Here is a 24972-nt window from a genome sequence, read left to right as displayed (position 1 = left end):
CGCGCGCCTAAGTGCTGCGCTCCAGCGCGCCCGCGGCCACCACGTCCCGGTCGGCGTCCCCGACGAGCGCGTCCTCCAGCGCCTCGCGCACGCGGTCGGCGTCGCCGCCGGCGGCCGCCACGCTCCCGACGGACTCGGGGTCGAACGGCACGCCGAGCGCGCCGTAGACGTCGGCGAGCACCGAGCGGATCTCCTCGCGGCCGTCCACGACGAGCACGCCCGAGGTGAGCGCCGCGCCCTTCGTCACGCGCTGGGCGACGCCCGCGACCTTCCCGTCAGCGGACACCGAGTGGTCGCCCGGGCAGAACGACTCCGGGGGCTCGCCCTCGCGGGCGTCGACGCCGACCGCCGCGAGCGCGGCCAGCACGTCCGCGACCATCGCGTCGTAGCGCTCGCCGAGCCCCGTCCGGACGTCGTCGAGGGGCGTGACGCGCGCGAACGCCAGCGTCGTGGCCGTGTACGCGACCGCGCGCCCGCCCACGCTGCGCTCGACGGGCGGGAAGCCGCGCTCGCGTGCCGCCTCGCGCGCGGCGTCGTAGCCGTCCTCGTTGGCGTCCCGCCGCCCGAACGCGAGCTGGCGGCCGGGCGCCCACACGCGGACGGCCGGCTCGCCGGACTCCCGGACCCACTCGAGGACGTCCCGCGTGACCGCGCGGTCCGCGTCCGGGTCGTCCCGCCGCCCTCGCACGACTCGCATACCCACCCCTACGACCGACGGCGGTAAACGCTGGCGGTCCGAACGGGCCGTATGGTCACGCTGGACGGCGACGTGCTCGCGCGGTACCCCCGCGCGTCCCGCTACAACTCGCCGTACCCCGCCCACGACGCCGGCTGCGCGGTCGACCTCTACCCTGCCCCCGAACCCGGCCGTGGCCGCGCCGTGTGCGCCCCCAGCCCCGTCGCCGGCGAGGTCGTCGAGGTCCGGACCGTCCGGTGTCCGTCGAAGCCGTACGCCGTCGACGAGGACCACCTCGTCGTCGTGGACACCGGCACCCACCTCGCGCGCGTCCTCCACGTCGACCCCGGCGTCGACGCGGGCGACGCCGTCGCGGTCGGCGACAGCCTCGGCGCGATGGTGCGCTCGGGCTTCTTCGCGCCGTGGGTCGCCAACCACCTCCACGTCGGCTTCCGCGAGCGCGACCAGAACCCCGTCCGGGCGTCTGGCTCGCTGCCGCTGGACCTCGGCGCGAGCATCGAGGCGGTCCCCTGGGACGGCACCGGCACCGTCGTCGAGACCGGCGACACGTACGCGCTGCTGGACAGCCCCGAGCACCCCGCACCGGGGGAGACGGTCGCGGGCGTCGCGACCGACGACGGCCGCGTGCTCGACGGCGGCCTCCCCCACTACGAGGGCGGCGGCGCCACCCCGGCGGCGGCCCGCGACCGCCGCGCGGAGGCCGACGGCGGCGCAGGCCGACCAGTCCCCTTCCTCGGCACGACCGTCGGCGACGTCGTCGACGGGGACACGATCGCGTGGCGGGACGTGACGGTCACCGCGGACGGCGAGCCGATTCACGGCCTCTCGCTGTGGCTGGGCGTCGACCGACTCGGCGTCAAACTCGTCGCGCCCGGCCACGACTTCGCGGTGGGCGACCGTGTCCGGGTCGGCGTCGCGTAGCGCCCCGGCGAGGCGCCGCGGCGCGTGCCTGGCGGCCTACGCGAACGACGCGTCCTCGAGTTCCGACACTTCGCCGAACAGCCAGTCGGCGTGCTCGAGGGCGTACTCGCGGTGCTCGGCCTCGATGAACCCCACGGCGTCCTCGACGAGCACCGGCCGGTAGTCGCGGAGACCCGCCGAGGCGGCGGTGTGCAGCACGCAGACGTTCGCGAGCGTCCCGCAGACGACGAGGTCGCGGACGCCGTGCGCGTCGAGGTAGCCCTCGAGGTCGGTCCGGTAGAACGCGTCGTACGTGTGCTTGTCGACGACGTGGTCCTCGTCGCGGACGTCCAGGTCGTCGTGTAACTCGGCGTCCCACGACCCCTCGAGGACGTGCTCGCCCCAGCGCTCGAACTCGTCGTAGTAGTGGTTGTCCACGAACTGGCCGGGCGGGTGGACGTCCCGCGTGTACACGACGCGCGCGCCGGCGTCCCGCGCTCGCGCCACGAGGTCCCCGACGGGGTCGAGGGCGTCCTCGCTGGCGGGCGCGTACAGGCTCCCCTCCGGGTGGCAGAACCCGTTCTGCATGTCCACGACGACGACCGCGGTGCTGGCGGGGTCGAACTCCATGTGCGAGTGGTCCGCGCCGAACCACTAAGCCGTTGTGCGGGGTCGGCCGTCGTCCCGGCTGCGAACGTGCGCAGGGTTTTACGTCTCCGACCCCCAATCTCGCCCAATGGCACGCCGACTGCTCGCCGTCGCAGTGGTCGCGCTCGTCGTGCTCGCGGGCTGTCAGACGCCCGCGGTCACCGGCGACGCGGGCGAGACGACGGCGGTGGAGACGACCGACGCGCCGCCGGCGACCACCGGCGACAACGACAGCGACTTCGACTACGCCGACCCCGAGGAGGACGTCCTCGGCTGGGAGGGCGGCTACTGGCACAACGAGTCCCTCCCGGTGACCGCCTCGGACGGCCTCAACGAGTCCGAGCGGGAGATGGTGATCAACCGGTCGATGGCGCGCGTCGAGCACCTCCGCGGCATCGAGTTCGAGGAGCCGGTGTCCGTCGACGTCATCTCCCGGGACACCTACCGCGAGGAGTACGCCGGCAGCGGCGACCACTCCGAGGCGATGCGGACCTTCGACAACGTGAAATTCGAGGCGCTGTTCCTCGTCGGCGAGGACCGCGACTCCCTCGCCGTCCAGGAGTCCAACCGCGGGTCGAACGTCCTCGGGTTCTACACGCCGCGGGACGACCGCATCGTCGTCATCTCCGAGTCGGAGACGCCGACCATCGACGAGACGACCCTCGGCCACGAGCTGGTGCACGCCCTGCAGTTCCGGAACTTCGACGCGAACTTCTCGTCGGCGACCCGCGACGAGTCCAACGCCAACAACGCCCTCATCGAGGGCGAGGCGAGCGCCGTCGACAACGACTACGGCGACCGCTGCGGCGCCGAGTGGGAGTGCGCCAGCCCCGAGTCCGCGGGCGGCGGCGGGGGCGGCGACATCCACCTCGGCATCTACATCATGAAGTACTTCCCGTACAGCGCGGGCGCGAACTTCGTCGAGCACGTCCACGACGACGGCGGCTGGGACGCCGTCGAGGCCGTCTACGAGGACCCGCCGGCGTCCAGCGAGCAGGTCGCCCAGCCCGAGAAGTACGGCAGCGACGCGCCGACGAACGTCACGCTGCCAGACCGCTCGACGAGCGACTGGGAGCGCGTCACCGTCGACGGCCGCGCGCCCTACGGCGAGGTCGGCGTCGGCGGCCTCACCGCGATGTTCGGCTACCCGGCCTACGAGCAGGACCGCCACCCCCAGGACTTCGTCCTCAATCCGCTGAACCTCGACGAGGACGGCGAGGTCGTGCGGAGCTCGCCGTTCGACTACGCCACCCCGCCGGTCGCCGGCTGGGACGGCGAGCAGCTCTGGGTGTACGAGAACGGCGAGGAGACCGCGTACACGTGGCGGATTGCGTGGGACTCCGAGCGGGACGCCGAGGAGTTCGCCGACACCTACCGCGAGCTCCTCCGGTACTGGGGCGCCGAGCAGCGCAGCGACGGCGTGTGGCGCATCCCCGAGGGCGAGAGCGGGTTCGCGGACGCGTTCCGCGTCACCGTCTCCGGCGACGAGGTCACGGTCGTGAACGCGCCGACCGTCGACGACCTCGAGGACGTCCACGGCCGGTAACCGGCCGACCGGCGCAGGCCGAGGCTTTTTCGCCGTGCCGCGAGTACCGCGAGCCATGCAGGCTACTCGACGGGTGGTCCCGCGGTGACGGCCGGCTTCGACGTCGTGCCGCCGGACGCCATCGCGGACGGCCGCGCGACGGACGCGTACTTCGAGCGCACCGAGACCACGCTCGACCACGCCGGGAAGAACCCACACGTCGTCGCGGAGGTGACCGCCGACCAGTTCCCGAGCGGGGAGTTCGAACTGCTCGCGGGCGTGAAAGACGCCGCCCACCTCCTCGAGGGGCTGCCCGTCGACGTCGACGCGCTCCCGGAGGGCACGCTGTTCGACGGCGGTCCCGTGATGCGGATCGAGGGCGACTACCGCGAGTTCGCGCGCTACGAGACGTCGCTGCTGGGGTTCCTCTCCCACGCGTCCGGCGTCGCCACCGCCGCCCTCGAGGCGCGGCGCGCGGCGCCGGACTCCCAGATCCTGAGCTTCGGCGCGCGCCACGTCCACCCCTCCATCGCGGCGATGGTCGAGCGGTCGGCGCTGGTCGGCGGCCTGGACGGCTTCTCGCACGTCGCGGCGGGCGACGTCATCGGCCGCGAGGCCGCCGGGACGATGCCGCACGCGCTGGTCATCTGCTTCGGGCGCGGCAACCAGGAGGCCGCCTGGCGGGCGTTCGACGAGGCCGTCCCCGAGGACGTCCCGCGGGTCGCGCTCTGTGACACGTACAGCGACGAGAAGGACGAGGTCGTCCGCGCCGTCGAGGCGCTCGGCGACGACCTCGACAGCGTCCGCCTCGACACGACGGCGTCCCGGCGCGGCGACTTCCGGCACATCGTCCGCGAGGTGCGCTGGGAGCTGGACGCGCGCGGCCGCGGCGACGTCGACGTGTTCCTCTCCGGCGGCCTCGACCCGGCGGCCCTCCGGGAGCTCCGGGACGTCGCGGACGGCTTCGGGGTGGGCGGCCACGTCTCGAACGCCGACCCCGTGGACTTCGCGCTGGACATCGTCGCGGTCGACGGCGAGCCCGCGGCCAAGCGCGGGAAGCTCTCCGGGAAGAAGGACGTCTACCGGACGCGGGACGGCGGCCACCACGTCGGGCTCGCCGACCGCCCCGGCCCGACCGGCGCGCGGTCGCTGCTCGAACCCCTCGTCCGGGACGGCGACGTCGTGCGGTCGTTCGGCCTCGACGACGCCGCCGACCGCGCGCTCGACGACGCCGACCGCGTCGGCTTCCGCGAGTGACGCCGCGCGGCGCCGCCGGCCGCCCGTGGCGGCGCCACGGCTGGCGGTCGGGACGTCTCGAGGACGGCGCTCGTTCCGCTGGCGTCAGGACGTGAGTTCTTCGACCGCCTGCTCGCTGTCGTCGCCGGTCTCCCGGAACACCTGCCCCTCGAAGAGCGTGACCATCACGTCGTCGTCCTCCCACGCGCCGTTCGGCAGGCCGGCTTTGCGGCACGTGCGGTCGAGGTACTCGAAGACGCTCCAGTCGTTCTCGACGGGCAGGGTCGGGTACATCCAGCCGTGCTTGCCGTCGCCGTCGATGGCGACGCCGTGCACGCCGAGTTCGATGTCCTCGACGGGGTCGTCGGTGAGCACGAGGTTCGAGACGGTGCAGACGGACACGCGGAGGTTCGGGAGCTCCGCCGGCTCGACCTCCGAGCCGCAGGACGCGTCGGAGGCGGCCTTGATGGACGCCTCGACGATGGCGTGCCCGAGCTGCTGGCTGCCGTTCCCGAGGTCGCGGGCGGACTCGTGGGCGCCCGCGCACCCTCGCAGTCGGCCGCGGCCGTGCGTCGACTCGAGGCGCACGAACGCGCTGGTGCGGTTGTAGAACGCGTCCCGCATGCTGCCGGGCTGCTCGCGCTGGCCGTTCTGGACGAACGCCTCCACGGATTCGCGTGCCAGTTCAACGGTCCGAGCGCCGTCCTCGAAGGAGAGTACTACTGTCTGGGCCTCGGCCATACGAGACTCATTATGCCAAGGAATAACTTGAACTCTTCCCTCGAGCGTCGAGAACCGTGATAGATTTCTCGTCAACAGATCTCGTGGACGAAACCACTGGATAGAGGCGTATTAATCGCATGAATTAGCGGTTCCGTGTCATTAATTCCGGATTATTCCGTCTGCCACAGGATTGAAACCTGTCCCGCGTTCGTCGATGCGGCCTTCGACGAACCGCGAACCGTCCCGCGGACCGAACCCCTTAACGCCGGCCGGCCCCTAGGACGGGTGAGCAGAGGGAGCTCGGCTCCCGTGCCGCGAGGCATGAGGAAAGTCCCCCCACCCGTTCGGGCGGGCGGCCGGACGCAAGTCCGGGACGGGAGACCGTCGGCACTGGAACAGAGACGACACGTCCCTCCCCCACCGATGAGGCGCGCGACCCGACCCGGAAGGGAAGGAAGCTAACCCGCCGAGGGCGTGGCGCTGCCACGGTACAAGCGAGCGGCGTCAGCCGCGAGCCAGCGTGGCGCTGCCACGACCAAGGGAGGGGATCGATGGAACGGCTAATCCCCGCCGGTGCAAGTCCGTGCGCGCGAGGTAGCCCGAACCACCCGAGAGGGGCCGCGCGGACGCTCAGCCGAATGCCGAGCCGAACAGAAGGGGGCTTACTCCCCTCCAGCTCGCTACTACTCGCCAGCGATGGCTCTCTCTAACGACGGTTCTCTGTCGCGACGGTTCTCGGTTGGGATGGGTCCGCTCGCGTCGTTAAATCCACGCTAGAACGGTCCACGCCAGAGCGGGTGCTCCGCTACCTACTCGTCGAAGCCGCCCTCCCACCGGAACGTCCCGTCGCGCTGGACGACCTCCCCGTCGACCTCGAGGACGGAGTCCTCGCTGACGTCCGTGATCATGTCGACGTGGACGGCCGACGCGTTCGCCTCGTCCTCGCGGTCCGGCGGGAAGTTCGAGCCGTACGCGCGGCCGAGCGCCAGGTGGACGGTGTCGCCCATCTTCTCGTCGAAGAGGACGTTGTCCGTGAACCGGTCGATGCCGCGGTTCATCCCGACGCCGAGCTCGCCGAGCCGTCGCGCGCCGGCGTCCGTCTCGAGGATGTCGCCGACGACGGACTCGTTCTGCGCGGCGCTGTAGTCGACGACCTCGCCGTCCTCGAAGGTGAGGCGGACGTCCTGGACGCGCTCGCCGCGGATGGTCATCGGGACGTCGAAGTACACCTCGCCCTCCGTTGCGTGCGGCGCGGTGAACACCTCGCCGGACGGGAGGTTGTGGGAGTCGTACGCCACGGACGCCGCGGAGTTCACCGCGACGCGGTCCTCGATGGACATCGTGAGGTCCGTGTCCTCCTTCACGAGCCGCACCTCGCTGCCGTCGTCGAGGACCTCCTTCATCTTCGCCATCTCGGCGGCGAGGGCCTCCCAGTCCCGGAGGATGGCGTCGTACGCGAACTCCTGGTACTCCGCGTAGGACATGTTCGCCTGCTGGGCGAGCGACCGCGTCGGGTGGACGGTCTTCACCCAGTCGGTGTCCAGGCGCGCCTCCCGGACGCCCTGCCGCGCCTTCGAGTACGCCTCCCGGGTCTCCGGCGGGACGTCCGATCCCTCGCTCGTGTTCCGGCCGCCGTCGAGGAAGAGGACGGCGTCGGCGCGCTCGTAGAGCGCGAGCTCGTGGTCCGGGTCCTCGTCGAAGTCGCCGTCGTGTGCGAGCTGGTACGCGCGCCCGAGCTCGCCGGACGCGTACGTCGCGTGGACGTTCGCGCCGCGCTCGCCGAGCGCCCCGGCGACCGCGACCGCGAGCTCGTGGGCGTCCGGGCCGACGCTCACCACGACGTCGTCGCCGGCCTCGACGCGCGCGCTCCAGTCCACGAGGATCTCGGCGTGGGCCTCGATACGGGGGTCCATACGCCCAGTTCGCGGACGCCGGAGAAAAACAGTGGGTTTCCGGAATCGGCGGCGCCGTCCCCGACTCGACGCGGCCCTACTCGTAGACGAGGATGGTGCCGAAGGAGGCCTCGAGGACCGAGACCTCCTCGCCGGACTCCGCGCGGTACTCCTCGCGGACGGTCAGCCAGTCCGCCTCGAGTTCGTACGTCTCGCCGCCCGCCTCGACGCTGACGGTGTCCCCGGAGTGCATCTGGGCCTGGACCTCCGCGGGGTCGGCCGCGTCGACGGCCTGCAGGACGGCGCCCGCGTCGCTGCGGAACTCCGGCCCGACCTCGGCCTCGTCGGCGTCGACCTCGACGGGGACGAGCTCGACGTCCGGCCGCCCCTCGACGAGCTTGATGGGGGCGTTGACGGCCTCGCTGAGGTCGTACGTGTCCAGGGAACCGTTCTCGCCGGGCTCGAAGTAGAGCTCGACGCGGTCAAGGTCCGCGTTCAGCGGCAGGCCGTGCTCGGACTTCCACGCCCGGACCTCGCTGGCGGTCTCGGCGATGTGGCGGCCGGCGGTCTCGGCGTCCTCGTCGAGCATGTCGACGGACGGCCACGCGGCGTCGTGGACGCTGCCCTCGGTGCCGGGCAGGTGCTGCCAGACCTCCTCGGTGACGTGCGGGCTGAACACCGAGAGCATCCGGACGACGGACGTGACCGCGGTGTACAGCGTCTTCTCGGCGGCGGCGCGCTCGCCGGGGCGGCCGTTGTACAGCCGCCCCTTCACGAGCTCGACGTAGTCGTCGGCGAGGTCCTCCCACGCGAACTCGCGGAGGCGGCGCATCGCCGCGTCGTAGCGGTACTCGTCCATCTCGGCCTGGACCTCCTCGGTGACGCGCGTGAGCTCGGAGAGCAGCCAGCGGTCGGCGTCCCGGTACGCGGGGTCCTGGACGTCGGGCGTGTCCTCGTCGAAGTGGCCGTCGGCGAACTTCGCGATGTTCCAGAGCTTCGTGAGGAACCGCGACGCGGACTTGACCTCCTTCCACTGGAACTGGACGTCGCTGCCGGGCTGGCCGCCGAGCGCGAGCGCCTGCCGGACCGCGTCCGCGGAGTACTCCTCGATTGCCTCGTCGGGCTCGACCACGTTACCCCGGGACTTCGACATCTTGTTGCCGTCCGGGCCGAACACCATGCCGTTGACGAGGACCTCCTCCCAGGGCTTCTCGTCGGTGAGCGCGCCCGTCCGCAGCAGCGTGTAGAACGCCCACGTGCGGATGATGTCGTGGCCCTGGGGTCGCAGCGCGACCGGCTCGAACTCCTCGAGGTCGATGTCCTCGGGCCACCCGGAGATGTGCAGCGGCGTGATCGAGGAGTCCATCCACGTGTCCATGACGTCGGTCTCGCCGCGCCAGTCGCGGCCGCCGCAGTCCGGACAGTCGCCGACCGCGGGGTCGTCCTCGGTCGGGTCGACGGGCGTCTCGGCGGCGTCGGCGACGTGCCAGCGTCCGCAGTCCGCGCACTCCCAGGCGGGGATGGGGGTGGCGAACACGCGCTGTCGGGAGACGACCCAGTCCCACTCCATGGACTCCGTCCAGTCGACCAGGCGGTCGTGCATGTGGTCGGGGATCCACTCGATCTCGGCGGCCTTCTCGAGGACGAGGTCCTGGTCGACCTCGACGAACCACTGCTCTTTCGAGAGGATCTCGATGGGGGTGTCGCAGCGCCAGCACGACCCGACGCTCTGCTCGGTGGGCTCGGTGTCGTTCAGGTAGCCCTCGTCGTCGAGCGCGTCCGCGACCTCGGTTTTCGCCTCGTCGATGGACAGCCCCTCGAACTCGCCGGCGAGCTCGTTGAGGTGGCCGTCCTCGGTGAAGACGGGCCGGAGGTCGAGGTCGTACTCCGCCCACCAGTCGACGTCCTGCTTGTCGCCGAACGTGCAGATCATGACCGCGCCCGTGCCGAAGTCGGCGTCGACGTCGTCGTCGGCGACGAGTTCGACCTCCTGGCCGAACAGCGGGACCTCGAAGGTGTCGCCGACGCGGTCGGCGTAGCGCTCGTCGTCGGGGTCGACGGCCATCCCGACGCACGCCGCGAGCAGCTCGGGGCGCGTCGTCGCGATCTCGACGTCGTCGTTGCCGACCCCCTCGAAGGTGACGTAGTACAGCGTCCCCTCGCGGTCGACGTTCTCGACCTCGGCGTCCGCGATGGCGGTCTCGCAGCGCGGACACCAGTTCACGGGGTGTTCGTCGCGGTACACCATGTCGTCGTCGGCCATCTCGACGAACGACTCCTGGGTCTTCCCCCAGTACTCGGGGTCCATCGTGCGGAACTCCGAGTCCCAGTCCTGGGAGAACCCGAGTTCGCGCATCGTCTGTTTCATCTCCTCGATGCGCGCGTCCGTCCACTCGACGCAGAGGTCGCGGAACTCCTCGTTGGAGACGTCCGTCCGGTGGATTCCATTGACCTCCTCGACTTTGACCTCGGTGGGGAGGCCGTGGCAGTCCCAGCCCTGCGGGAAGAGGACGGCGTCGCCCTGGAGGCGGCGGTAGCGCGCGGCGAAGTCGATGTACGACCAGCCGAGCGCGTGGCCGAGGTGGAGGTTCCCGGAGGGGTACGGCGGCGGCGTGTCGATGACGTACTGGGTGTCCGACTCGCCGGGGTCGAACGCGTAGACGTCGCTGTCCTGCCACTCGCGTTGCCACTCGGGTTCGATGCGGTCCGGGTCGTAGCTGTCCGGGATGTCGCTCATGGGTTGGTGGGTCGTCGGCCGCGGTCGTGTCGCTGCGCGTGTGGGTCGCGTCGCTGGGCGCGAGAAGGGAATCTACACACGTACTACCGCGGGCTCGACGCGCATACTCGTGGGGAGCGGTGGCGCGGCCATAAAGGTTCCCGTAGCGCGCCACGCCGTGACGCGGCCGGCCGGTGCCACGGCGGCCCGAACGGCGGTCGTGCGACGGACCCTCACGATTTAGGGTCGCCGAAAAACCGGAGTTCTTATGTTCTTTAGGCCGACCAAAAACGAGGTATGCGACGACGCAGGTTCCTGAAGACGGGCGGTGCCGCCACCCTCGCCGGCCTCCTCGCCGGCTGCGCCAGCCCGAACGAGGGCAGCGGCGACTCGACGACCGAACCGTCCGCGGACACCACCGCCGAACCCACCACGGACGCCGGGACGACGGCGTCCGGCGACGAGGAGACCACCACCGAGGCGTCCTCGTCGTACTCCGTCTCCATGACGCCCGTCGGCGAGGTCGAGTTCGACAGCGTCCCCGAGGACATCGCGGTCTACATGCCCGGGTACGCCGACATGCTCGTCGCGCTCGGCCACGGCGACGCCGTCGCGTCCGTCGGCCAGAAAGCCCGGTTCCACAGCCACGTCTACGACGAACTCGACGGCGTCGGCGTCGACGAGTCCGCGATGGTCGACCTCGTGGCGGAGGGCGTCACCCGGGAGACGCTGCTGGACGTCGACCCCGACCTCTACCTCGTCGACCCGAACTGGCTGACGAACGTCTTCGAACTGAACGGCGAGGACGTCGACTTCCTCGAGGAGCGGGCCGCGCCGTTCCTCGGCAACACCATCTTCCGCCGCACGGACGCCTGGCACGACTACGACTACTACACGCTGTACGGCGCCTTCGAGAAGGTCGCGCAGGTCGTCCGGGAGCAGGAGCGCTACGAGGCGTTCGCGGCCTTCCACGACGACTTCGTCGACCGCCTCGCCGCGGACGTCCCCGAGGAGGGCCCGCGGGGCGCGCTCGTCTGGGGCGGCAGCGACCAGCCAGAGGAGTTCTCGCCGTACCACCTCAGCGGCGAGGGCGCGAACAAGAAGGCCTTCCACGACCTGAACGTCCGGGACGCCGTCGCGAACTCCGACGTCGAGGCGCTCTCGGAGAGCCAGCGCTCGAAGATCGACTACGAGACGCTGCTGGACCTCGACCCGGAGGCGCTGTTCGTGCGCGGCCACGAGGCGAAGAGCCGCGCGGAGTTCGAGGACACCGTCCTCGCGTTCATGCAGGACCACGACACCGCCAGCCGCATCACCGCGGTCGAGAACGGCGACGTCTACCGCGGCGGGCCCATCTACCTCGGCCCCATCCAGCACCTGTTCCTCACGGAGCGGTTCGCCACGGCGCTCTACCCCGAGTCGTTCTCCGGCGAGCTGTTCGACCGCGACGAACTCGCCGACATCGTCACGGCCTGACGCCGCGGGCCGCACCGTAGACGGAACGCTTTTCAACTCTTAGGTCGGCCTAAAGAACGAACGCAGTCCGGGCGCGCGCTGCGACCGACGCCACCGGGGCCGGCCAGCCCGCGCCACTATCCAACCGATGTCACGACAGTACCGCGTCCGCGACGTCCTGCTCCCGGACGTCGACGCCACGCTCGCCACAATCGCCGCGACCAGCACCGCTGTCGTCCTGCTGGCGTCCCTGGTCCAGATCCGGTACGGCGCCTACGAGATGCCCTTCGAGACCGTCTGGCGCGCGCTGTTCGACCGCGCCGTCTGGACGAACCCCGAGATCCTCGCGACCATCGTGCTCGGCGACGGCCTCGCCCAGTCCCTCGGCGTGAACGCCGACCTCGCCGTGCTGTCCGACGCCACCGCCGTCGTCTGGACGATGCGGCTGCCCCGCGTCGCCGTCGCCGTCTTCGTCGGCGCGAACCTCGCCGTCGCCGGCGCCGTCTTCCAGGCCATCACGCGCAACGAACTCGCCAGCCCCTACATCCTCGGCGTCTCCTCGGGCGCCGGGTTCGCCGTCGTCGTCACCATCGTGTTCTCGCTCGGCACGTACCTCCTGCCGCTCGCGGCCGCCGTCGGCGGCACCGGCGCGTTCCTGCTCGTGTACGCCGTCGCGTGGCGCGGCGGCACCACGCCCGTCCGGCTCGTGCTCGCCGGCGTCGTCGTCGGCACCATCTTCAACAGCCTCCAGACCGGCGTGTTCTACTTCATCGACTCCAACGGCGCGATGCGGACCGCCGTCTCCTGGCTCGCCGGCTCGCTCACCGGCGTCGGCTGGACGGACGTCCGCCTCGTCGTCGTCCCGACGCTGCTCGTCGTGCCGCTGTCCCTGGTCGCCGCCCGCCAGCTCGACGTCCTCCTGCTCGGCGAGCGCCGCGCCCGCGCGCTCGGCATGCGCGTCGAGACGATGCGGTTCGCGCTCTCCGCGCTCGCCATCCTCGCCACCGCAGCGGCGGTGTCGGTCGCCGGCCTCGTCGGGTTCGTCGGCCTCGTCGTCCCGCACGCCGTCCGCACGATGGTCGGCAGCGACTACCGGCGCCTGCTCGCCGGCTGCCTGTTCGCGGGTCCAGCGCTCGTCGTCGTCGCCGACGTCGTCGCGCGCCTCGGCCTCGGCGGCGCGCAGGTGCCCGTCGGCGTCGTCACCGGCCTCGTCGGCGGCCCGTACTTCCTGCTGTTGCTTCGCCGGACGGATTCGTTCACCGAGTTCTAGCATGACACGACTCCCACTCACGGACGGCACGGACGACGACACCGCCGAGTTCACGCCCGAGGACCCCGTCGACGACGCCGCGCTGTTCGCCACGGACCTCGAACTCGGCTACGGCGACGAGACGGTCGTCGACTGCGAGGACCTCGTCGTGCCCGCGGGCGAGGTCACCGCGCTCGTCGGCCCGAACGGCTCCGGGAAGTCCACGCTGCTGAAGGGGCTGTCCGCGGAACTCGACCCCGGCGCCGGCACCGTCCTGCTCGACGGCCGCCGCGTCCAGGAGCGCTCCGCGAAGGCCCTCGCGCGGGAACTCGGCCTGCTCGCCCAGGAGAACGACGCCCCCGGCGGCCTCACGGTCGCGGACCTCGTGACGCACGGCCGCTACCCCCACCGGGGCTTCCTCGACCCGCTCACCGAGGCCGACCACGAGGCCGTCGACCGCGCCATCGACCTCGCGGGCGTCGACCACCTCCGCGAGACGCCGCTCGCCGAGCTGTCCGGCGGCCAGAAGCAGCTCGCGTTCGTCGCGATGGCGCTCGCCCAGGAGACCGACGTCCTCCTGCTCGACGAGCCGACGACGTTCCTCGACCTCCACCACCAGCTCCGCGTCATGGAGGTCGTGCGCACGCTCAACCGCGAGGCGGACGTCACGGTCTGTGTGGTCCTCCACGACCTCCAGCAGGCCGCGCGGTTCGCGGACTACCTCGTCGCGCTCCACGACGGCAGCGTCTACGACTGGGGGCCGCCCGCCGACGTCGTGACGGAGGAACTGCTCGCGGACGTCTTCGACGTCGACGCCGCCGTGTCTTTCGACGCCGAGCACGGCGAGCCGCGCATCGTGCCGCGGCAGCCGCTCGACTAGGCCTCGAGTTCGTCGACGCGCTCGCGCAGCGCCTCGAGTTCCCGGTGTAGCTCCGTCCGCGACGGCGCGGTGTCGCCGACCGCCGACGCGACGAGCGCCGCCGGGAGCACGAGGAGGAATGTCGCCCCGAGCAACAGCAGCGACTCCGGGACGCTGGCGTCCAGCAGCCACAGCAACAGCACGTCGTTCGCCGCGAGGACCGCGACCAGGACGGGGAGGGTCACGCGCATGCCCGACGCTGGGCCCGCCGGGCACGCCAGCCTTTCGGTGTCCGGCGCGCTGGCCAACCGCAACCACTACCTTCCGGCCGCCGGAGTTCGACGTATGGAACTCGGAGTTATCGGCCTCGGGCGGATGGGCCGCATCGTCGTCGACCGGTGTCTCGACGCCGGTCACGACGTCGTGGCGTTCGACATCGACGCGGACGCCCGCGACGCGGCCGCGGACGCCGGCGCGACCGCCGTGGAGTCGATTCCGGCGGTCGCCGCCGAACTCGGCGACCGGCGACGGATCTGGCTGATGGTGCCCGCCGGCGACCCCGTCGACGCCGCGCTCGAGGAACTCGCGCCCGAACTCGACGACGACGACGACGTGGTGGTCGACGGCGGGAACAGCCACTTCGAGGACTCGATCCGGCGCGCCGCCGACCACGGCTTCGCGTACCTCGACTGCGGCACGAGCGGCGGCCCGGCCGGCGCGGAACTCGGGTTCTCCCTGATGGTCGGCGGCCCCGAGTGGGCGTACGACGAACTCGCGCCCGTCTTCGACGCCGTCGCCACCGGCCCGGACGGCCACGACCGCATGGGGCCTGCGGGCTCCGGCCACTACGTGAAGATGGTCCACAACGGCGTCGAGTACGCGCTCATGCAGGCGTACGGCGAGGGGTTCGAACTCCTCGCCGAGGGCCGCTACGACCTCGACCTCGAGGCCGTCGCGCGGACGTGGAACAACGGCGCCGTCATCCGGTCGTGGCTGCTGGAGCTCTGCGAGGAGGCGTTCCGCGAGGAGGGCGACGACCTCGGGGACGTCGCCGACCGCGTCGCCGGCGGCTCCACGGGCACGTGGACCGTCCAGGAGGCCCTCGAACAGGAGGTGCCGCTGCCGCTCATCTACCAGGCGCTCGCGGAGCGCTTCGCGTCCCGAGCTCCCGACGACGGCCGGTTCTCGCGGCGGCTCGCGAACCGCCTGCGGTACGGGTTCGGCAGACACGAGGTGGCGCGGAGAGAGTAGCGTGGTTCGGAACGAGCGAGCGAACCGAGCGAGTGAGAACCACGGTTAGGCGAGCGGGGAGTGCAGCGACCCGCGAGCAGCGGTCGCTCGGAACGAGCGAGCGAACCGAGCGAGTGAGAACCACGGTTAGGCGAGCGGGGAGCGACGGGAGCGGCGAGCAGCGCTTCGGAACGCGGAGCGCAGTTCGGTCGGAGCGAGACGACCGCTGGCGTCAGCCCTCGTCTTCGTCGTCGCGTCCGGGCAGGCGACGCACGGCCTGTAGCCACCGCTGCTTGGCCGCCTGTCCGGGGTCCGCGGTCGGGTCGTACGTGACGTCGTAGGGGAGGTTCCGCTTCGCGGCCGCGGTGAGGTGGTCGCTCGTGGCGCCGCTGCGCCAGTACCAGCAGTCCGCGACCACGACGAGCACCAGCGCGGCGAGGGCGCCGGCGACGAACACGCTCACGGCGTCGTCGACGGGGAGGACGACGCTGTGAACGACGACCGGCACGATTGCCAGCGACGCGGCGTAGAAGAGGTAGACAATGGAAGCGCCCGAGACGTCGACGCTGCGCGCCATGGCTACCTCGGTCGTCGGCGCGCTGTGGAATAAAAGTGGCCAGTCGCGCAGTGCGCTCTTCCGCGCCCGCCGCCGCTCTCGGCGTCAGTAGCCGGACGCGTGCTCGATCTCGTCGCTGACGCGCTCGGCGACGCCGGGCGAGCACTCGCGCTCGAGGAGGTGCAACGCGAGGTCGATGCCCGCCGTCACGCCGCCCGCGGTCAGCACCGTGCCGTCGTCGACGTAGCGCTCGTCGCGGACGTCGACGCCGTACTCCTCGCGGAGGTCGGCTTTCGCGGACTCGTGGGTGGTCGCCGGCCGGCCGTCCAGCAGCCCGGCCGCCGCGAGGAGCATGGCGCCCGTGCAGACGGCGGCGACGACCGCGCCGCCCTCGTGGAGGGTCCCGAGGCGGTCCGGCAGCTGACCGTTCTCGACTTGCGTCCGCGCTCCGGCGTCCGAACGCGCTCCGGCGGCTCCGCCGCCTCCGCCCCGTTGGACCTCCGGCGGGACGCTGTTCCACCCGCCACCCGGAACGACCACGAGGTCGGGCGTGCCGATGAGCACGTCGTCCGGTTCCACGCGGAGACCGTGGCTCGCAGTCACGCGCTCGGTCGGCGCGAGCGTCTGCAGGCTCGCGTCGACGGCCGCGCCGAACTCCGCGGCCGTCCGGAACACCTCGTAGGGCCCCACCGCGTCCAGCTCGTCGAACCCCTCGTAGAGGAGAATCGCGACGTCCATGCGGTGGCGTTCGCGCCACCCCGTCAAAACGCGTTCGACGCGCCAGCGGCGGCCGCCCGGGCGGGGTGACACAGCGCCGGCGGCGCAATCACAATACTGTTAAGCACCGTCTCCGTACCGCCGGACATGGTGAACACACTGGGGCTGGTGCTCGGCCTCGGGATGGCGCTCGTGTTCGTCGGGCTCCACTTCCTGAAAGGCACCTCGAAGCCCGTCCCCGAGGACATCGCGGCCGACGTCCTCGAACAGCGCGCGTCGACGGTTCCGGAGACGGACTTCCCGGAGCCGTACAACCGCTCCATCGGCGGCGGCGGCGCCGCCGGTGCGGTCGCCGCGGGCGGCGCGGAAGGCGAACTCGAGGAGACCGAGGACGAAGACGAGGGCTTCGACCCCGCGTCCATCCCCGAGGACGAGGTCGAGTACTACGAGATCGAGTACGTCAAGGAGGGCGAGACCATCGAGGTCGCGAACAACGAGACCATCCTCGACGCCGGCGAGGACGAGGGCTGGGACCTCCCGTACGCGTGCCGGCAGGGCCAGTGCCTCTCGTGTGGCGGCCGCGTCGCCAGCGGCGAGGACGCCCACGACTTCATCCGCCACTCCAACAACGAGACCCTCAGCGACGACGAGATGGAGAAGGGGTACATGCTCACCTGCACCGCGTACCCGACCACGGACTTCTCCGTCGAGACGAACGAGACGCCCTGACGGCGACCCCCGGAGCCCCCGGAACCCGGCAATCCGTTCCGTTTACCGCGTTTCTCGAAGTCGGAGTCTTCAAACCCCCAGCGCGCCGACGTGACGGCTAGTGCCCGAATCCAGGTCCTCCAGCAGTATCACGGACGGCGACCTCGCGGGCCCGATGGTCGAGCTCGCGTGGCCGATTGTCGTCATCCAGCTCCTCCAGGTGGCGTACAACCTCGCGGACACGTTCTGGCTCGGCCAGCTGTCCGGGAACGCCGTCGCCGCCATCAGCCTCGCGTTCCCGCTCGTGTTCTTCATCATCTCCGTCGGCGGCGGGTTCACGACCGCCGGCTCCATCCTCGTCGCGCAGTTCACGGGCGCCGACAGCGAGGGCTCCGCGGGGAAGGTCGCCGCGCAGACGATGGGGTTCGTCGTCTCGATGTCCGCCGTACTCGGCGTGCTCGGTCACCTCATCACTGGCGACATGCTCGCGTTGCTGCCCGCGGACGCAGAGACCGCGACCGTCGTCGTGCCGATGGCCGGCCAGTACATGGAGGTGTTCTTCCTCGGGATGCCCGCGCTGTTCGGGTTCTTCGTGTTCTCGTCGCTGATGCGGGGCTACGGGAACACCCGGACGCCGATGCGCATCATGTTCGTCAGCGTCGCCATCAACGTCGTCCTCGATCCGTTCCTCATCTTCGGCTGGTGGGTGTTCCCCGAACTGGGCATCGCGGGCGCCGCCATCGCCACCATCTTCGCGCGCTTCGTCGCCGCCATCATCGGCGTCTACGTCCTGTTCTTCACGGACGCCGGCCCGGACGTCTCCCTGCCGCAGTTCGTCCCCGACGGCTCGATGATCGCGAAGATCGTCCGCGTCGGCACGCCGAGCGCCGCCGAGCAGTCCACGAGCGCGCTCGCGATGATCACGCTCACCGCGATGGTGGCGTCGTTCCCGCCCGCGGTCGTCGGCGCGTTCGGCCTCGGCAACCGCCTCATCTCGCTGGTGTTTCTGCCGGCGATGGGGCTCGGCCGCGCGACGAACACGATGGTCGGCCAGAACCTCGGCGCGGGCAACCTCGACCGCGCGGAGGACGCCGTCTGGCTCGCCGCGAAGTTCGCCGCCGGCGTCCTGTTCGCCATCGCCGTCGTCGCCGCCGTCTTCCCGCGTCCCATCGTCGCCGTGTTCCTCAGTCCCGGCGCCGAGAACGCCGCCGCCATCGTCGAGTACGGGTCGACGTACGTCCGCATCCGTGCCATCGAGTTCGTGTTCATCGGCGTCCTCCAGGTGCTCCTGGGGGCGTTCCGCGGCGCCGGCAACACGAAGACCGCGATGGCCATCTCGATGGTGACGCTGTGGCTCGGGCGCGTCCCCACCGTCTACTTCTTCGCGTTCACCCTCGGCTGGGGCGCCACGGGCATCTGGGTCGGGATGGCCCTCGGGAACATCACGGGCGCACTCGTCGCAGCCGCGTGGTTCACGCGCGGCACGTGGAAGCGCGCGATCGTCGACGCCGACGAGGCCGCGACGCCGGACGGCGCGTAGCCCGCCGCGGACTCACAACCGTTATACCGGCGCCGCCACTAGCGGGACGCGAGGGCGCGTAGCTCAGCGGACAGAGCACTTGGTTCCGGACCAAGATGTCGAGGGTTCAAATCCCTTCGCGCCCGCTTCTCACAGAACTCGCACCGGCCAGCGACCCGTGTGTCGCTGGCCGTGCGATGACGGAGTGAACGGGCGGGATTTGAACCTTGGAAGTCGCAGCCCGCGCAGCAGAGCGAAGCGAGGCGAGCAGGAACGTCTTCCTCTGGTTCAAATCCCTTCGCGCCCGCATCTAGACGTTGTATTTTCGCAGGACGGCCTCGGGGTGAACCGCCGAACGGTAGGGGGCCGTCCTTTCGTTCGATGAGTGAACGTTGAGAAGTGCCCGGCGGGTCGAGGGGTAATCTACGTTTTCGTGAGTTTGCGAGTATAATGTTAGGCCGGTGATGGACGACTTGCTGTCGGAGGATTGGGGTTCAATACGGACGTACTCACAGCCGAGAATGTGAACGCAGGAGTAGCCGTGGTTACACTGCGAGCTCGGTCGGTTCGATGGCTCTCTCCTCGAACCACTCGGCGAGGTGGGCAACGCGGTCTGTGAGTGCTTCAGGCGTGTGCGAGTCAGTTCCGACGGTGATGGGGACGTCGTACTCTTGGAGGACGTCCAGGAACGTGGGGGACGGGTGATACTCCCCGTAGTCATCGAGGACGCGCCCGGCGTTCAGTTCGGTGGCCGTCCGCGATCGTTCGAGTGCTTCGGCGACCTGCCGATAGTGTGACTCGGTTGCGAATCCTCGGAGAGCGGGGTTGCGCTCGACCAGATCGAGATGCGCCGCGATCTCGAACAACTCAGAGTCAATCAAGGCGACAACTTTCTCGAAGTACTCATCGACTAGTGCGGCGCGCTCTGATTCGGACTTTTCGGCGAAGTACGACTCGTAGTGGACGTTGACGTTTTCTAGGTTGTGGACGCTCCCGATGGCGTACTGGAAGTCTGCCTCACCGAGGAAGGTCTCGATGGCGGCCTCGTCGCGGGGGTCATAGTCAACCTCCACTGCGTCGTAGATCTCAATGTCGTAGTTCTCGCGGAGCCGTTCGATTGCCGAGCGACGCCGTTCGTAGGTCGCATCGAAGGTGAAACCGATGTCGTTGCGAACCTCGATCATCGCGTCGCGCTCGGATACGATGCAGTGGTCCGAGATACCAACCCCTGAGAGGCCAGCCTCGCTGGCTGCCGCCACCATCTGACGGAGTAAGCGACCGTCAGAGTACAACGAATGGGTATGATAGTCGTGATCGATCACAGACGTCTCGGAATTTGGCACGTCCTGGTAACTAGTTATTGCCTCAGCTGTACTGTACGACTCACCATCGCTCGAACCGGTCTTTCAGACACCCGATCTCGACCGTCTCACGCCCGAAAGGACGATTCGTTCGTATGTCGAACGAGCGCCCTTCGCGCCCGTAGCGGATTTTCGCCGGTATAATCGCCAGCAAGCGGCAGGGTTGGTGTTGTAGTGAACGCAATGTGTGTCCTTTCGTTCGACGACTCTGAGCTGAGAAGCTATGGAGCAATCTCGGATTGTTTCCGGCTCTCGGTCGTTGAGACGGCCGCCAAGTGAGTTTGCGTATCTCGCATTTGTCCACGAAGCTTATGATTGGCCTCAAGCGCATTGCTGTATGAGGGGCCCATTGCCTGAAGATCGGTCGCCGGAACCGGTCACAGTCGAGTCGATGACGAGCGACCTGCAGAACCTCGGTGTCGAGGCAGGGCAGACGGTGCTAGTTCATGGCTCGCTCTCTGCGCTCGGATGGGTCTGCGGGGGTGCCCCCGCCGTCGTTGACGCGCTCAAGCGTGTTGTCGGCGAGACTGGAACGATCGTGATGCCGACCCACTCCCCTGGGAACAGGGCCCCCACGAATATGTCGGCCCCTCCCATCCCCGAATCGTGGTATGACAGCGTCCGCGAACAGATGCCACCGTATCGACCCGCTGTCACACCGGCGCAGGGGATGGGCGCGATCGCCGAGTGCTTCCGCTCGTACCCCGGGGTGCGGCGTAGCGCTCATCCACAACACTCGTTTGCCGCGTGGGGGGCAGACGCCGCGTTCGTCACCGATGACCACGCGTACGATTTCTCGCTTGGCGAGCAGTCGCCGCTGGCCCGCGTGTACGACCTTGACGGAGACGTATTGTACCTCGGGACCTCCCACGCGACTACGACGTCTCTCCACCTTGCCGAGTACCGGGCCGACATTGACCTCGATACGGTTCCGAACGCCAGTGCAGTGCTCGTAGACGGAGACCGCGAGTGGGTCCAGTGGGAGGACATTGACTTCGACGACGAGGACTTCTCGGACTGTGGCATGGCGTTCGAGCGTGAACACCCGGACGCCTTCGAGACGGGGAGTGTCGGGGTTGGTAACGCGAAACTCCTCGCGCAGCGGCCGCTCGTGGACTTTGGGGTTGACTGGTTCGAGACAAACCGCGAGTGATACCTACATCCTCTGTACTTAGCGGTACTCGTCGATACTGCGGTAGGGAACGTAGTAGTCGTAGTCGTCGATCCACGTCTGAAGCCAGTTGTCGGCAGTCGCTTCGGTGATACGGCCGGCGTCGAGCGCGGTGAGGAGGACGCCGACGGAGCCGACGACGGTGACGCCCTGTTGTTTGGCGAAGGTGCGGGCGTCGCCGTCGTCAGTCAGCAGACGGCCGTCGTGGGTGTCTGCGAGTGCGAACGCTTGAGCTTCGCCTGGATCGAGGTGATTTCGGACGACGTCTTCGCGGTTTGCGACCGTTTCAGAGATGTGTGCGACCGGAATGGTGTCGTGGAGTGCGTCGAGGGCAGGTCGGAGGTACGGGTGGGTCTGAACGCCGGCGTCGAGTTCGTGTTCGACTTCGGGGGCGGCACAGATGCCTGCGAGGTCGGCGACGAGGTCGATGCGGTCGATGGCGGCAAAATTCGAGAGGACGGTCGTGTTCAGGACGCTCGGGTCGGTGGGAACAGTGTCCGCCGTCATTCGGACTCCGACTCGTCGTTTCCGTGGTCGTTCGCGTCAGCGTAGTCGAGTTCTTGGGCGGCTTCGACTTCGTATTCGGCGTCGGTTTCATCGGCGAGGCCGAGGCGGAGTTCGACGCCGTGGTCGCGGAGGATGTCTCTCATCTCGAAGCGGTTGACGCCGGCGAGGCGGGCGGCGTCCCCGAGGGTGATGGTTTCGTGCTGGTAGAGTGTGACGGCAGCAGTGACGCGTTCCTCGTCGTGGTCGTCGAAGTAGTCGCGGGCGAATTCTCTGAGGGCGTCGCTCTTGCCGCTGAAGACGCCAGCTTCGACCGTACCTTCGATGAGCAGGTCGAGGTCGTCTGGATACGATCCGGTGATGCGGGCCATTGTCCTGGCCGAAACTACGCATTCATACTATTTATGAATTTGGCTGCCGGGTGAGTATCTGGGTTTCGTCACAGGGTATTACTGGTGCCCTTCGCGCCCGTGTACCTTTTTACTTCGTCGGGTTTCCTCGCTCGCTTCGCTCGCTGCGGGAACCTCTCCTCGGAAAAATCTACGCTAAAAACGGTCTCGCACTCGCTTCGCTCGTGCGAGTGAATCGCGCGGCTTCGCCGCGCGAATGCCGACGTGGGCGTTGCGGGGGCGTGGAGCCGGCGGGTCTGCGTTTCCCGGAGGCGCCACGAAATACTACGAGTGCACTTCGCGCCCGTATCCGGTCTTCTGGCTAGAACCGCTCGAATGCGGCGGGTATTTGGAAGGTGGACGCCCTGGCCGTCTTTTCGTTCGGGGAACCGTCGTTGCGAAGCTACAAACGAAGTCTCGGCGTATCACCGGATTTTGATTGTTGGAATGGTTACTGAGTACGTAGATATCTCTTACCAGGACAAAGAGCAGGTCGAGGTCGTCGGGTCGGTCAGGGATGATTCACAGGCTGTTCTTTGCAAAGGAAATTTCGCGACGAGGCTGCTCCTCCCCACAAGGATGAGAGATTTAGAGGAAGACGAAAAGATCGAACGCGCTATCCAATTTCTCGTGCACTCGTTCGAGTCGTCGGGGGACAACCCGAAGCCAGTGATTCTCCACAGCACGAGAGTAGGCATCGATCTTTACCACAGGGGTTACGAGACCCACATCGTGATCTCCGGCTTCCTCCACGACCTACTAGAGGATACGGACGTGGCGGCCGATGAGATCCGTTCGAAATTCGGAGACGACGTTGCAAGTGTTGTGGAAGCCACGAGTTTCGACGAGAACATCGACGATTATCTCGAACGACACCTCGATATCTATGTTCGGTGCTTTGAACTGGGACGGAGCGCGGTGGCTGTGAAAGCCGCGGATATTCTAGATAACAGTGACTACTACGGCTTAGGGGACTCGGAAGAACGGCAAGAGAACCAGATCGAGAAGATGAGCTATTTCATCGACGAATCTGAGCCGTACATCGGAGACGAAGACCTCCACCTGGAACTCCAGGACAAGTTCCCGGTTGTGCGGGAACGAGTGAAAAACGACGTCTAACGTGTGGGTCGTCTAAGGGGGATGGGGTCCGGCAGGCTTCCGAGACGGCGGTGTTGGCCTGGCACGCTTTCTCTACTTGTTCGCCCTCCGTCGGGACACCACTTTGAGCTAGCCGAATTCGACCGTCTCACGCCTGCAAGGACGATTCGTTCGTCCTGAGAACGAACGCGCTTCGCGCCCGTATCTGATCGGCGGAGTTTCGCGGGATTGCGTCGGGGTGAGCGGTCGAACGGTGGGTTGTTGTGCGTTCGTTCGACGGGCGCGAGTCAATCAACTACGGACCAGATTTCGGATTATTCTTGGCTGCCGTTTGCTGGAACGGCCGTTACACACGTCTGCTTTTGGACCCGGTCACACGTCCTGTTCACCCCAAACCACGCTGAAACCTCGTCCGATCGGGTATCCAACTAGAGTAATCACGCCAGAGACGATTACGGCGGCGGCAAGTGGATACATGAACGCGGCCGGCTCCGCCACGACTGGGATGAACAGGTTGAGTGTGAACGCAAAACTCGGGCCGAACGCGAGTATCCAATTCCCAACGAGATCCTCACCCTGGAACGCTTGGAATACAACGACGACCGTAACAAAGAATACGGCACCTTCGAGAATAGCTTGCTGTACTGAACTCGCGGGTTCCAAGTCCCAGACCCGGAGACCAGTCAACGTCCCAAAAACAAGGAGAAATGCGAAAGTGGCCACCAAAGTTTCACCTGTCCGCTCGTTCAAGAACATATACATCTGACTTGCCTTCCGGGAGGTATGCCTTGTGGGTCAACCTGGGACGCTCTGAGAGATCCCTGAATCCACTGTACTTAGCGACTCAACGCCCAGTTAGGATGTGGGTCTGAGTCGCCCGGATTTAGCCGTCTCACGCCTGCAAGGGCGAGTCGTTCGATGGTCGCACGAACGCCCTTCGCGCCCGTATTTCTGTGGTGAATTTTCGCAAGACTGCGACGGGGTAAAGCGGCGAACGGTGTGGTATCGTCCTTTCGTTCGTTGGGTGAACGGTGGGACGCGTCGGGAATGTGTGCTCGCCACGTGAGGTCCACTCGTTGACTCCCTCAGTTGGTTCGCGTGCCGGCGCCGACCCCCCGTCAGATACCGCTTGTGTCTGGTGCATCGTGCTGCGTAGAGGGCGTATACCGGTCACTGGCCGCGGTGACCCAGGGTTTTGCCAGGGGTTCCGAGCAAATAGCCTCCGAAAGCGAGTAGCCAGAGAATGAGTGGATAGGCTACCCACCGCTCGATTCCGCCGCTTCCGAGGGACGCTAGCGGATGGGGACTGTCGATTACGAGTCCATAGAGAAAGACGCTCACGAGTGTGAAAAAGGAGATGCCACCGAGGAGACCACAAAGAATGGAGAACGGCTTGGAGACAACCCGTGAAGACAGTATTACGGTGATACCGCCAGTGGAGAATGTGAGAAGGGCGAATAGCCCGTGCCAGGGAGTCACGTTGCCAGGGAATACCCCGACGCCGAATGCGCTGAAGCCAAAGATAGCGAGTGCAAGCGGGAAGCCCCAGTTATTCGTACCGCGGTAGACAAAGTAGGCTGAAAACAGCACGAGTGCCCCCGTTAACAGCATCGTACTGTTGAATATCGTTGCGGAGGGCTCGTGGATGATCGGATCGGGTGGCAGCGTTGATCCGAGGTCGCTGATGTCCTGTCGAGTCGAATAATTCGGATAGAGGACTTCGGCTGTGATGATCCCCATAAAAGCGATGAACCCGGACAGAACCATACTGAAGCCCGCTATCGACGAATCGGAGTAACCGAGTCGAGCCGAATTCCCG

24 protein-coding genes, 1 tRNA gene and 1 other RNA gene are annotated in these 24972 nt (G+C 68.2%); 13 read left to right on the top strand and 13 right to left on the bottom strand.

Going from position 1 to position 24972, the window contains the following annotated elements; all coding sequences use genetic code 11:
- Positions 1 to 7: 7 nt before the first annotated feature.
- Positions 8 to 697 (bottom strand): lipoate--protein ligase family protein, encoded by a 690-nt coding sequence (locus U5911_RS03785; RefSeq protein WP_336035399.1) that lies wholly within the window; start codon positions 695 to 697, stop codon positions 8 to 10.
- A gap of 51 nt (positions 698 to 748) precedes the next feature.
- Between U5911_RS03785 and U5911_RS03780 the strand changes: the two genes are divergently transcribed.
- The gene (locus U5911_RS03780) at positions 749 to 1618 is read left to right on the top strand and encodes a DUF8155 domain-containing protein (protein ID WP_336035398.1); all 870 of its coding nucleotides are present in this window, start codon (positions 749 to 751) and stop codon (positions 1616 to 1618) included.
- Between the two features lie 36 nt (positions 1619 to 1654).
- Here the strand turns inward: U5911_RS03780 and U5911_RS03775 are convergent, their stop codons facing one another.
- Positions 1655 to 2227, bottom strand: coding sequence for a cysteine hydrolase family protein (locus U5911_RS03775; protein ID WP_336035397.1), 573 nt, complete (start codon positions 2225 to 2227; stop codon positions 1655 to 1657).
- Between the two features lie 106 nt (positions 2228 to 2333).
- Between U5911_RS03775 and U5911_RS03770 the strand changes: the two genes are divergently transcribed.
- The gene (locus tag U5911_RS03770; RefSeq protein ID WP_336035396.1) at positions 2334 to 3791 is read left to right on the top strand and encodes an Hvo_1808 family surface protein; all 1458 of its coding nucleotides are present in this window, start codon (positions 2334 to 2336) and stop codon (positions 3789 to 3791) included.
- Positions 3792 to 3875: 84 nt separating this feature from the next.
- Positions 3876 to 5027, top strand: coding sequence for a nicotinate phosphoribosyltransferase (locus tag U5911_RS03765; protein ID WP_336035395.1), 1152 nt, complete (start codon positions 3876 to 3878; stop codon positions 5025 to 5027).
- Between the two features lie 84 nt (positions 5028 to 5111).
- Here the strand turns inward: U5911_RS03765 and U5911_RS03760 are convergent, their stop codons facing one another.
- Positions 5112 to 5747 carry a TIGR00296 family protein gene (locus tag U5911_RS03760; protein ID WP_336035394.1) on the bottom strand — a complete coding sequence of 212 codons (636 nt, stop codon included), beginning with the start codon at positions 5745 to 5747 and terminating at the stop codon, positions 5112 to 5114.
- Between the two features lie 270 nt (positions 5748 to 6017).
- Here U5911_RS03760 and rnpB point away from each other — a divergent pair.
- Positions 6018 to 6407, top strand: an RNA gene (gene rnpB / locus U5911_RS03755) — RNase P RNA component.
- A 131-nt stretch (positions 6408 to 6538) separates the two neighbouring features.
- Here the strand turns inward: rnpB and U5911_RS03750 are convergent.
- Together U5911_RS03750 and U5911_RS03745 are read right to left on the bottom strand one after the other, a co-directional pair.
- The gene (locus U5911_RS03750; RefSeq protein WP_336035393.1) at positions 6539 to 7642 is read right to left on the bottom strand and encodes an aminopeptidase; all 1104 of its coding nucleotides are present in this window, start codon (positions 7640 to 7642) and stop codon (positions 6539 to 6541) included.
- A 76-nt stretch (positions 7643 to 7718) separates the two neighbouring features.
- Positions 7719 to 10358: a valine--tRNA ligase gene (locus tag U5911_RS03745; RefSeq protein WP_336035392.1), complete on the bottom strand. Its 2640-nt coding sequence runs from the start codon at positions 10356 to 10358 to the stop codon at positions 7719 to 7721.
- 276 nt (positions 10359 to 10634) lie between these two features.
- Between U5911_RS03745 and U5911_RS03740 the strand changes: the two genes are divergently transcribed.
- The 3 genes from U5911_RS03740 (at position 10635) to U5911_RS03730 (ending at position 13921) form a co-directional block, all read left to right on the top strand.
- Positions 10635 to 11813 (top strand): ABC transporter substrate-binding protein, encoded by a 1179-nt coding sequence (locus U5911_RS03740; RefSeq protein ID WP_336035391.1) that lies wholly within the window; start codon positions 10635 to 10637, stop codon positions 11811 to 11813.
- 127 nt (positions 11814 to 11940) lie between these two features.
- Positions 11941 to 13062, top strand: coding sequence for a FecCD family ABC transporter permease (locus tag U5911_RS03735; RefSeq protein WP_336035390.1), 1122 nt, complete (start codon positions 11941 to 11943; stop codon positions 13060 to 13062).
- 1 nt (position 13063) lies between these two features.
- Complete coding sequence (locus U5911_RS03730; protein ID WP_336035389.1) at positions 13064 to 13921, top strand: ABC transporter ATP-binding protein; 858 nt, start codon at positions 13064 to 13066, stop codon at positions 13919 to 13921.
- Here U5911_RS03730 and U5911_RS03725 read toward each other — a convergent pair.
- Complete coding sequence (locus U5911_RS03725) at positions 13918 to 14151, bottom strand: hypothetical protein (protein ID WP_336035388.1); 234 nt, start codon at positions 14149 to 14151, stop codon at positions 13918 to 13920. The two genes, U5911_RS03730 and U5911_RS03725, sit on opposite strands and share 4 nt — an antisense overlap.
- Positions 14152 to 14245: 94 nt before the next feature.
- Here U5911_RS03725 and gnd point away from each other — a divergent pair, with 94 nt between their 5' ends.
- Positions 14246 to 15151: a phosphogluconate dehydrogenase (NAD(+)-dependent, decarboxylating) gene (gene gnd / locus U5911_RS03720; protein ID WP_336035386.1), complete on the top strand. Its 906-nt coding sequence runs from the start codon at positions 14246 to 14248 to the stop codon at positions 15149 to 15151.
- A gap of 211 nt (positions 15152 to 15362) precedes the next feature.
- Here the strand turns inward: gnd and U5911_RS03715 are convergent, their stop codons facing one another.
- Together U5911_RS03715 and U5911_RS03710 are read right to left on the bottom strand one after the other, a co-directional pair.
- Positions 15363 to 15707, bottom strand: coding sequence for a DUF8000 family membrane protein (locus U5911_RS03715; protein ID WP_336035384.1), 345 nt, complete (start codon positions 15705 to 15707; stop codon positions 15363 to 15365).
- Positions 15708 to 15791: 84 nt separating this feature from the next.
- Positions 15792 to 16424, bottom strand: coding sequence for a DJ-1/PfpI family protein (locus U5911_RS03710; RefSeq protein ID WP_336035382.1), 633 nt, complete (start codon positions 16422 to 16424; stop codon positions 15792 to 15794).
- A gap of 126 nt (positions 16425 to 16550) precedes the next feature.
- Here U5911_RS03710 and U5911_RS03705 point away from each other — a divergent pair, with 126 nt between their 5' ends.
- From U5911_RS03705 to U5911_RS03695, 3 genes are all read left to right on the top strand, one after another.
- Positions 16551 to 17132, top strand: coding sequence for a 2Fe-2S iron-sulfur cluster-binding protein (locus tag U5911_RS03705; RefSeq protein WP_336035381.1), 582 nt, complete (start codon positions 16551 to 16553; stop codon positions 17130 to 17132).
- Between the two features lie 154 nt (positions 17133 to 17286).
- On the top strand, positions 17287 to 18651 hold the full coding sequence (locus U5911_RS03700) for an MATE family efflux transporter (RefSeq protein WP_418771520.1): 1365 nt from the start codon (positions 17287 to 17289) through the stop codon (positions 18649 to 18651).
- Between the two features lie 52 nt (positions 18652 to 18703).
- Positions 18704 to 18776: transfer RNA gene (locus U5911_RS03695), tRNA-Arg, on the top strand.
- A gap of 399 nt (positions 18777 to 19175) precedes the next feature.
- Here the strand turns inward: U5911_RS03695 and U5911_RS03690 are convergent.
- Entirely contained in the window at positions 19176 to 19952 is a 777-nt protein-coding gene (locus U5911_RS03690; RefSeq protein ID WP_336035378.1) for a PHP domain-containing protein, read from the bottom strand.
- 376 nt (positions 19953 to 20328) lie between these two features.
- Between U5911_RS03690 and U5911_RS03685 the strand changes: the two genes are divergently transcribed.
- Entirely contained in the window at positions 20329 to 21144 is an 816-nt protein-coding gene (locus U5911_RS03685; protein ID WP_418771511.1) for an AAC(3) family N-acetyltransferase, read from the top strand.
- An 18-nt stretch (positions 21145 to 21162) separates the two neighbouring features.
- Here the strand turns inward: U5911_RS03685 and U5911_RS03680 are convergent, their stop codons facing one another.
- Both U5911_RS03680 and U5911_RS03675 read right to left on the bottom strand, forming a co-directional pair.
- Positions 21163 to 21669, bottom strand: a complete 507-nt coding sequence (locus tag U5911_RS03680; protein WP_336035375.1) for a PIN domain-containing protein — start codon at positions 21667 to 21669, stop codon at positions 21163 to 21165.
- A complete protein-coding gene (locus U5911_RS03675) occupies positions 21666 to 22037 on the bottom strand; it encodes a DUF7317 family protein (protein WP_336035373.1) in 372 nt (123 codons plus the stop codon). The genes U5911_RS03680 and U5911_RS03675 overlap by 4 nt, the downstream gene beginning before the upstream one ends.
- Before the next feature lie 465 nt (positions 22038 to 22502).
- Between U5911_RS03675 and U5911_RS03670 the strand changes: the two genes are divergently transcribed.
- Positions 22503 to 23174 carry an HD domain-containing protein gene (locus U5911_RS03670; RefSeq protein WP_336035372.1) on the top strand — a complete coding sequence of 224 codons (672 nt, stop codon included), beginning with the start codon at positions 22503 to 22505 and terminating at the stop codon, positions 23172 to 23174.
- Positions 23175 to 23525: 351 nt separating this feature from the next.
- Here U5911_RS03670 and U5911_RS03665 read toward each other — a convergent pair whose 3' ends face one another.
- Positions 23526 to 23909, bottom strand: a complete 384-nt coding sequence (locus tag U5911_RS03665; RefSeq protein ID WP_336035370.1) for a hypothetical protein — start codon at positions 23907 to 23909, stop codon at positions 23526 to 23528.
- 414 nt (positions 23910 to 24323) lie between these two features.
- Complete coding sequence (locus U5911_RS03660) at positions 24324 to 24920, bottom strand: DUF998 domain-containing protein (protein ID WP_336035368.1); 597 nt, start codon at positions 24918 to 24920, stop codon at positions 24324 to 24326.
- Positions 24921 to 24972: the final 52 nt, after the last annotated feature.

Source organism: Halobacterium yunchengense, from assembly GCF_037031165.1.
Taxonomy (GTDB): Archaea; Halobacteriota; Halobacteria; order Halobacteriales; family Halobacteriaceae; genus Halobacterium; species Halobacterium yunchengense.
Note: the sequence above shows the minus strand (reverse complement) of the source record. Positions and strands in the feature narration are given on the sequence as shown.

What these genes read in the sequence shown, in the direction of transcription:
- U5911_RS03705 (WP_336035381.1), top strand. Translation starts at nt 16,551, where the DNA reads ATGGTGAACACACTGGGGCTGGTGCTCGGCCTCGGGATGGCGCTCGTG.
- U5911_RS03685 (WP_418771511.1), top strand. Translation starts at nt 20,329, where the DNA reads ATGAGGGGCCCATTGCCTGAAGATCGGTCGCCGGAACCGGTCACAGTC.
- U5911_RS03670 (WP_336035372.1), top strand. Translation starts at nt 22,503, where the DNA reads ATGGTTACTGAGTACGTAGATATCTCTTACCAGGACAAAGAGCAGGTC.
- U5911_RS03680 (WP_336035375.1), bottom strand. Translation starts at nt 21,669, where the DNA reads ATGACGGCGGACACTGTTCCCACCGACCCGAGCGTCCTGAACACGACC.
- U5911_RS03710 (WP_336035382.1), bottom strand. Translation starts at nt 16,424, where the DNA reads ATGGACGTCGCGATTCTCCTCTACGAGGGGTTCGACGAGCTGGACGCG.
- U5911_RS03770 (WP_336035396.1), top strand. Translation starts at nt 2,334, where the DNA reads ATGGCACGCCGACTGCTCGCCGTCGCAGTGGTCGCGCTCGTCGTGCTC.
- U5911_RS03775 (WP_336035397.1), bottom strand. Translation starts at nt 2,227, where the DNA reads ATGGAGTTCGACCCCGCCAGCACCGCGGTCGTCGTCGTGGACATGCAG.
- U5911_RS03675 (WP_336035373.1), bottom strand. Translation starts at nt 22,037, where the DNA reads ATGGCCCGCATCACCGGATCGTATCCAGACGACCTCGACCTGCTCATC.
- U5911_RS03785 (WP_336035399.1), bottom strand. Translation starts at nt 697, where the DNA reads ATGCGAGTCGTGCGAGGGCGGCGGGACGACCCGGACGCGGACCGCGCG.
- U5911_RS03730 (WP_336035389.1), top strand. Translation starts at nt 13,064, where the DNA reads ATGACACGACTCCCACTCACGGACGGCACGGACGACGACACCGCCGAG.
- U5911_RS03740 (WP_336035391.1), top strand. Translation starts at nt 10,635, where the DNA reads ATGCGACGACGCAGGTTCCTGAAGACGGGCGGTGCCGCCACCCTCGCC.
- U5911_RS03780 (WP_336035398.1), top strand. Translation starts at nt 749, where the DNA reads ATGGTCACGCTGGACGGCGACGTGCTCGCGCGGTACCCCCGCGCGTCC.
- U5911_RS03745 (WP_336035392.1), bottom strand. Translation starts at nt 10,358, where the DNA reads ATGAGCGACATCCCGGACAGCTACGACCCGGACCGCATCGAACCCGAG.
- U5911_RS03660 (WP_336035368.1), bottom strand. Translation starts at nt 24,920, where the DNA reads ATGGTTCTGTCCGGGTTCATCGCTTTTATGGGGATCATCACAGCCGAA.
- U5911_RS03760 (WP_336035394.1), bottom strand. Translation starts at nt 5,747, where the DNA reads ATGGCCGAGGCCCAGACAGTAGTACTCTCCTTCGAGGACGGCGCTCGG.
- U5911_RS03750 (WP_336035393.1), bottom strand. Translation starts at nt 7,642, where the DNA reads ATGGACCCCCGTATCGAGGCCCACGCCGAGATCCTCGTGGACTGGAGC.
- U5911_RS03735 (WP_336035390.1), top strand. Translation starts at nt 11,941, where the DNA reads ATGTCACGACAGTACCGCGTCCGCGACGTCCTGCTCCCGGACGTCGAC.
- U5911_RS03715 (WP_336035384.1), bottom strand. Translation starts at nt 15,707, where the DNA reads ATGGCGCGCAGCGTCGACGTCTCGGGCGCTTCCATTGTCTACCTCTTC.
- gnd (WP_336035386.1), top strand. Translation starts at nt 14,246, where the DNA reads ATGGAACTCGGAGTTATCGGCCTCGGGCGGATGGGCCGCATCGTCGTC.
- U5911_RS03700 (WP_418771520.1), top strand. Translation starts at nt 17,287, where the DNA reads ATGGTCGAGCTCGCGTGGCCGATTGTCGTCATCCAGCTCCTCCAGGTG.
- U5911_RS03725 (WP_336035388.1), bottom strand. Translation starts at nt 14,151, where the DNA reads ATGCGCGTGACCCTCCCCGTCCTGGTCGCGGTCCTCGCGGCGAACGAC.
- U5911_RS03665 (WP_336035370.1), bottom strand. Translation starts at nt 23,909, where the DNA reads ATGTTCTTGAACGAGCGGACAGGTGAAACTTTGGTGGCCACTTTCGCA.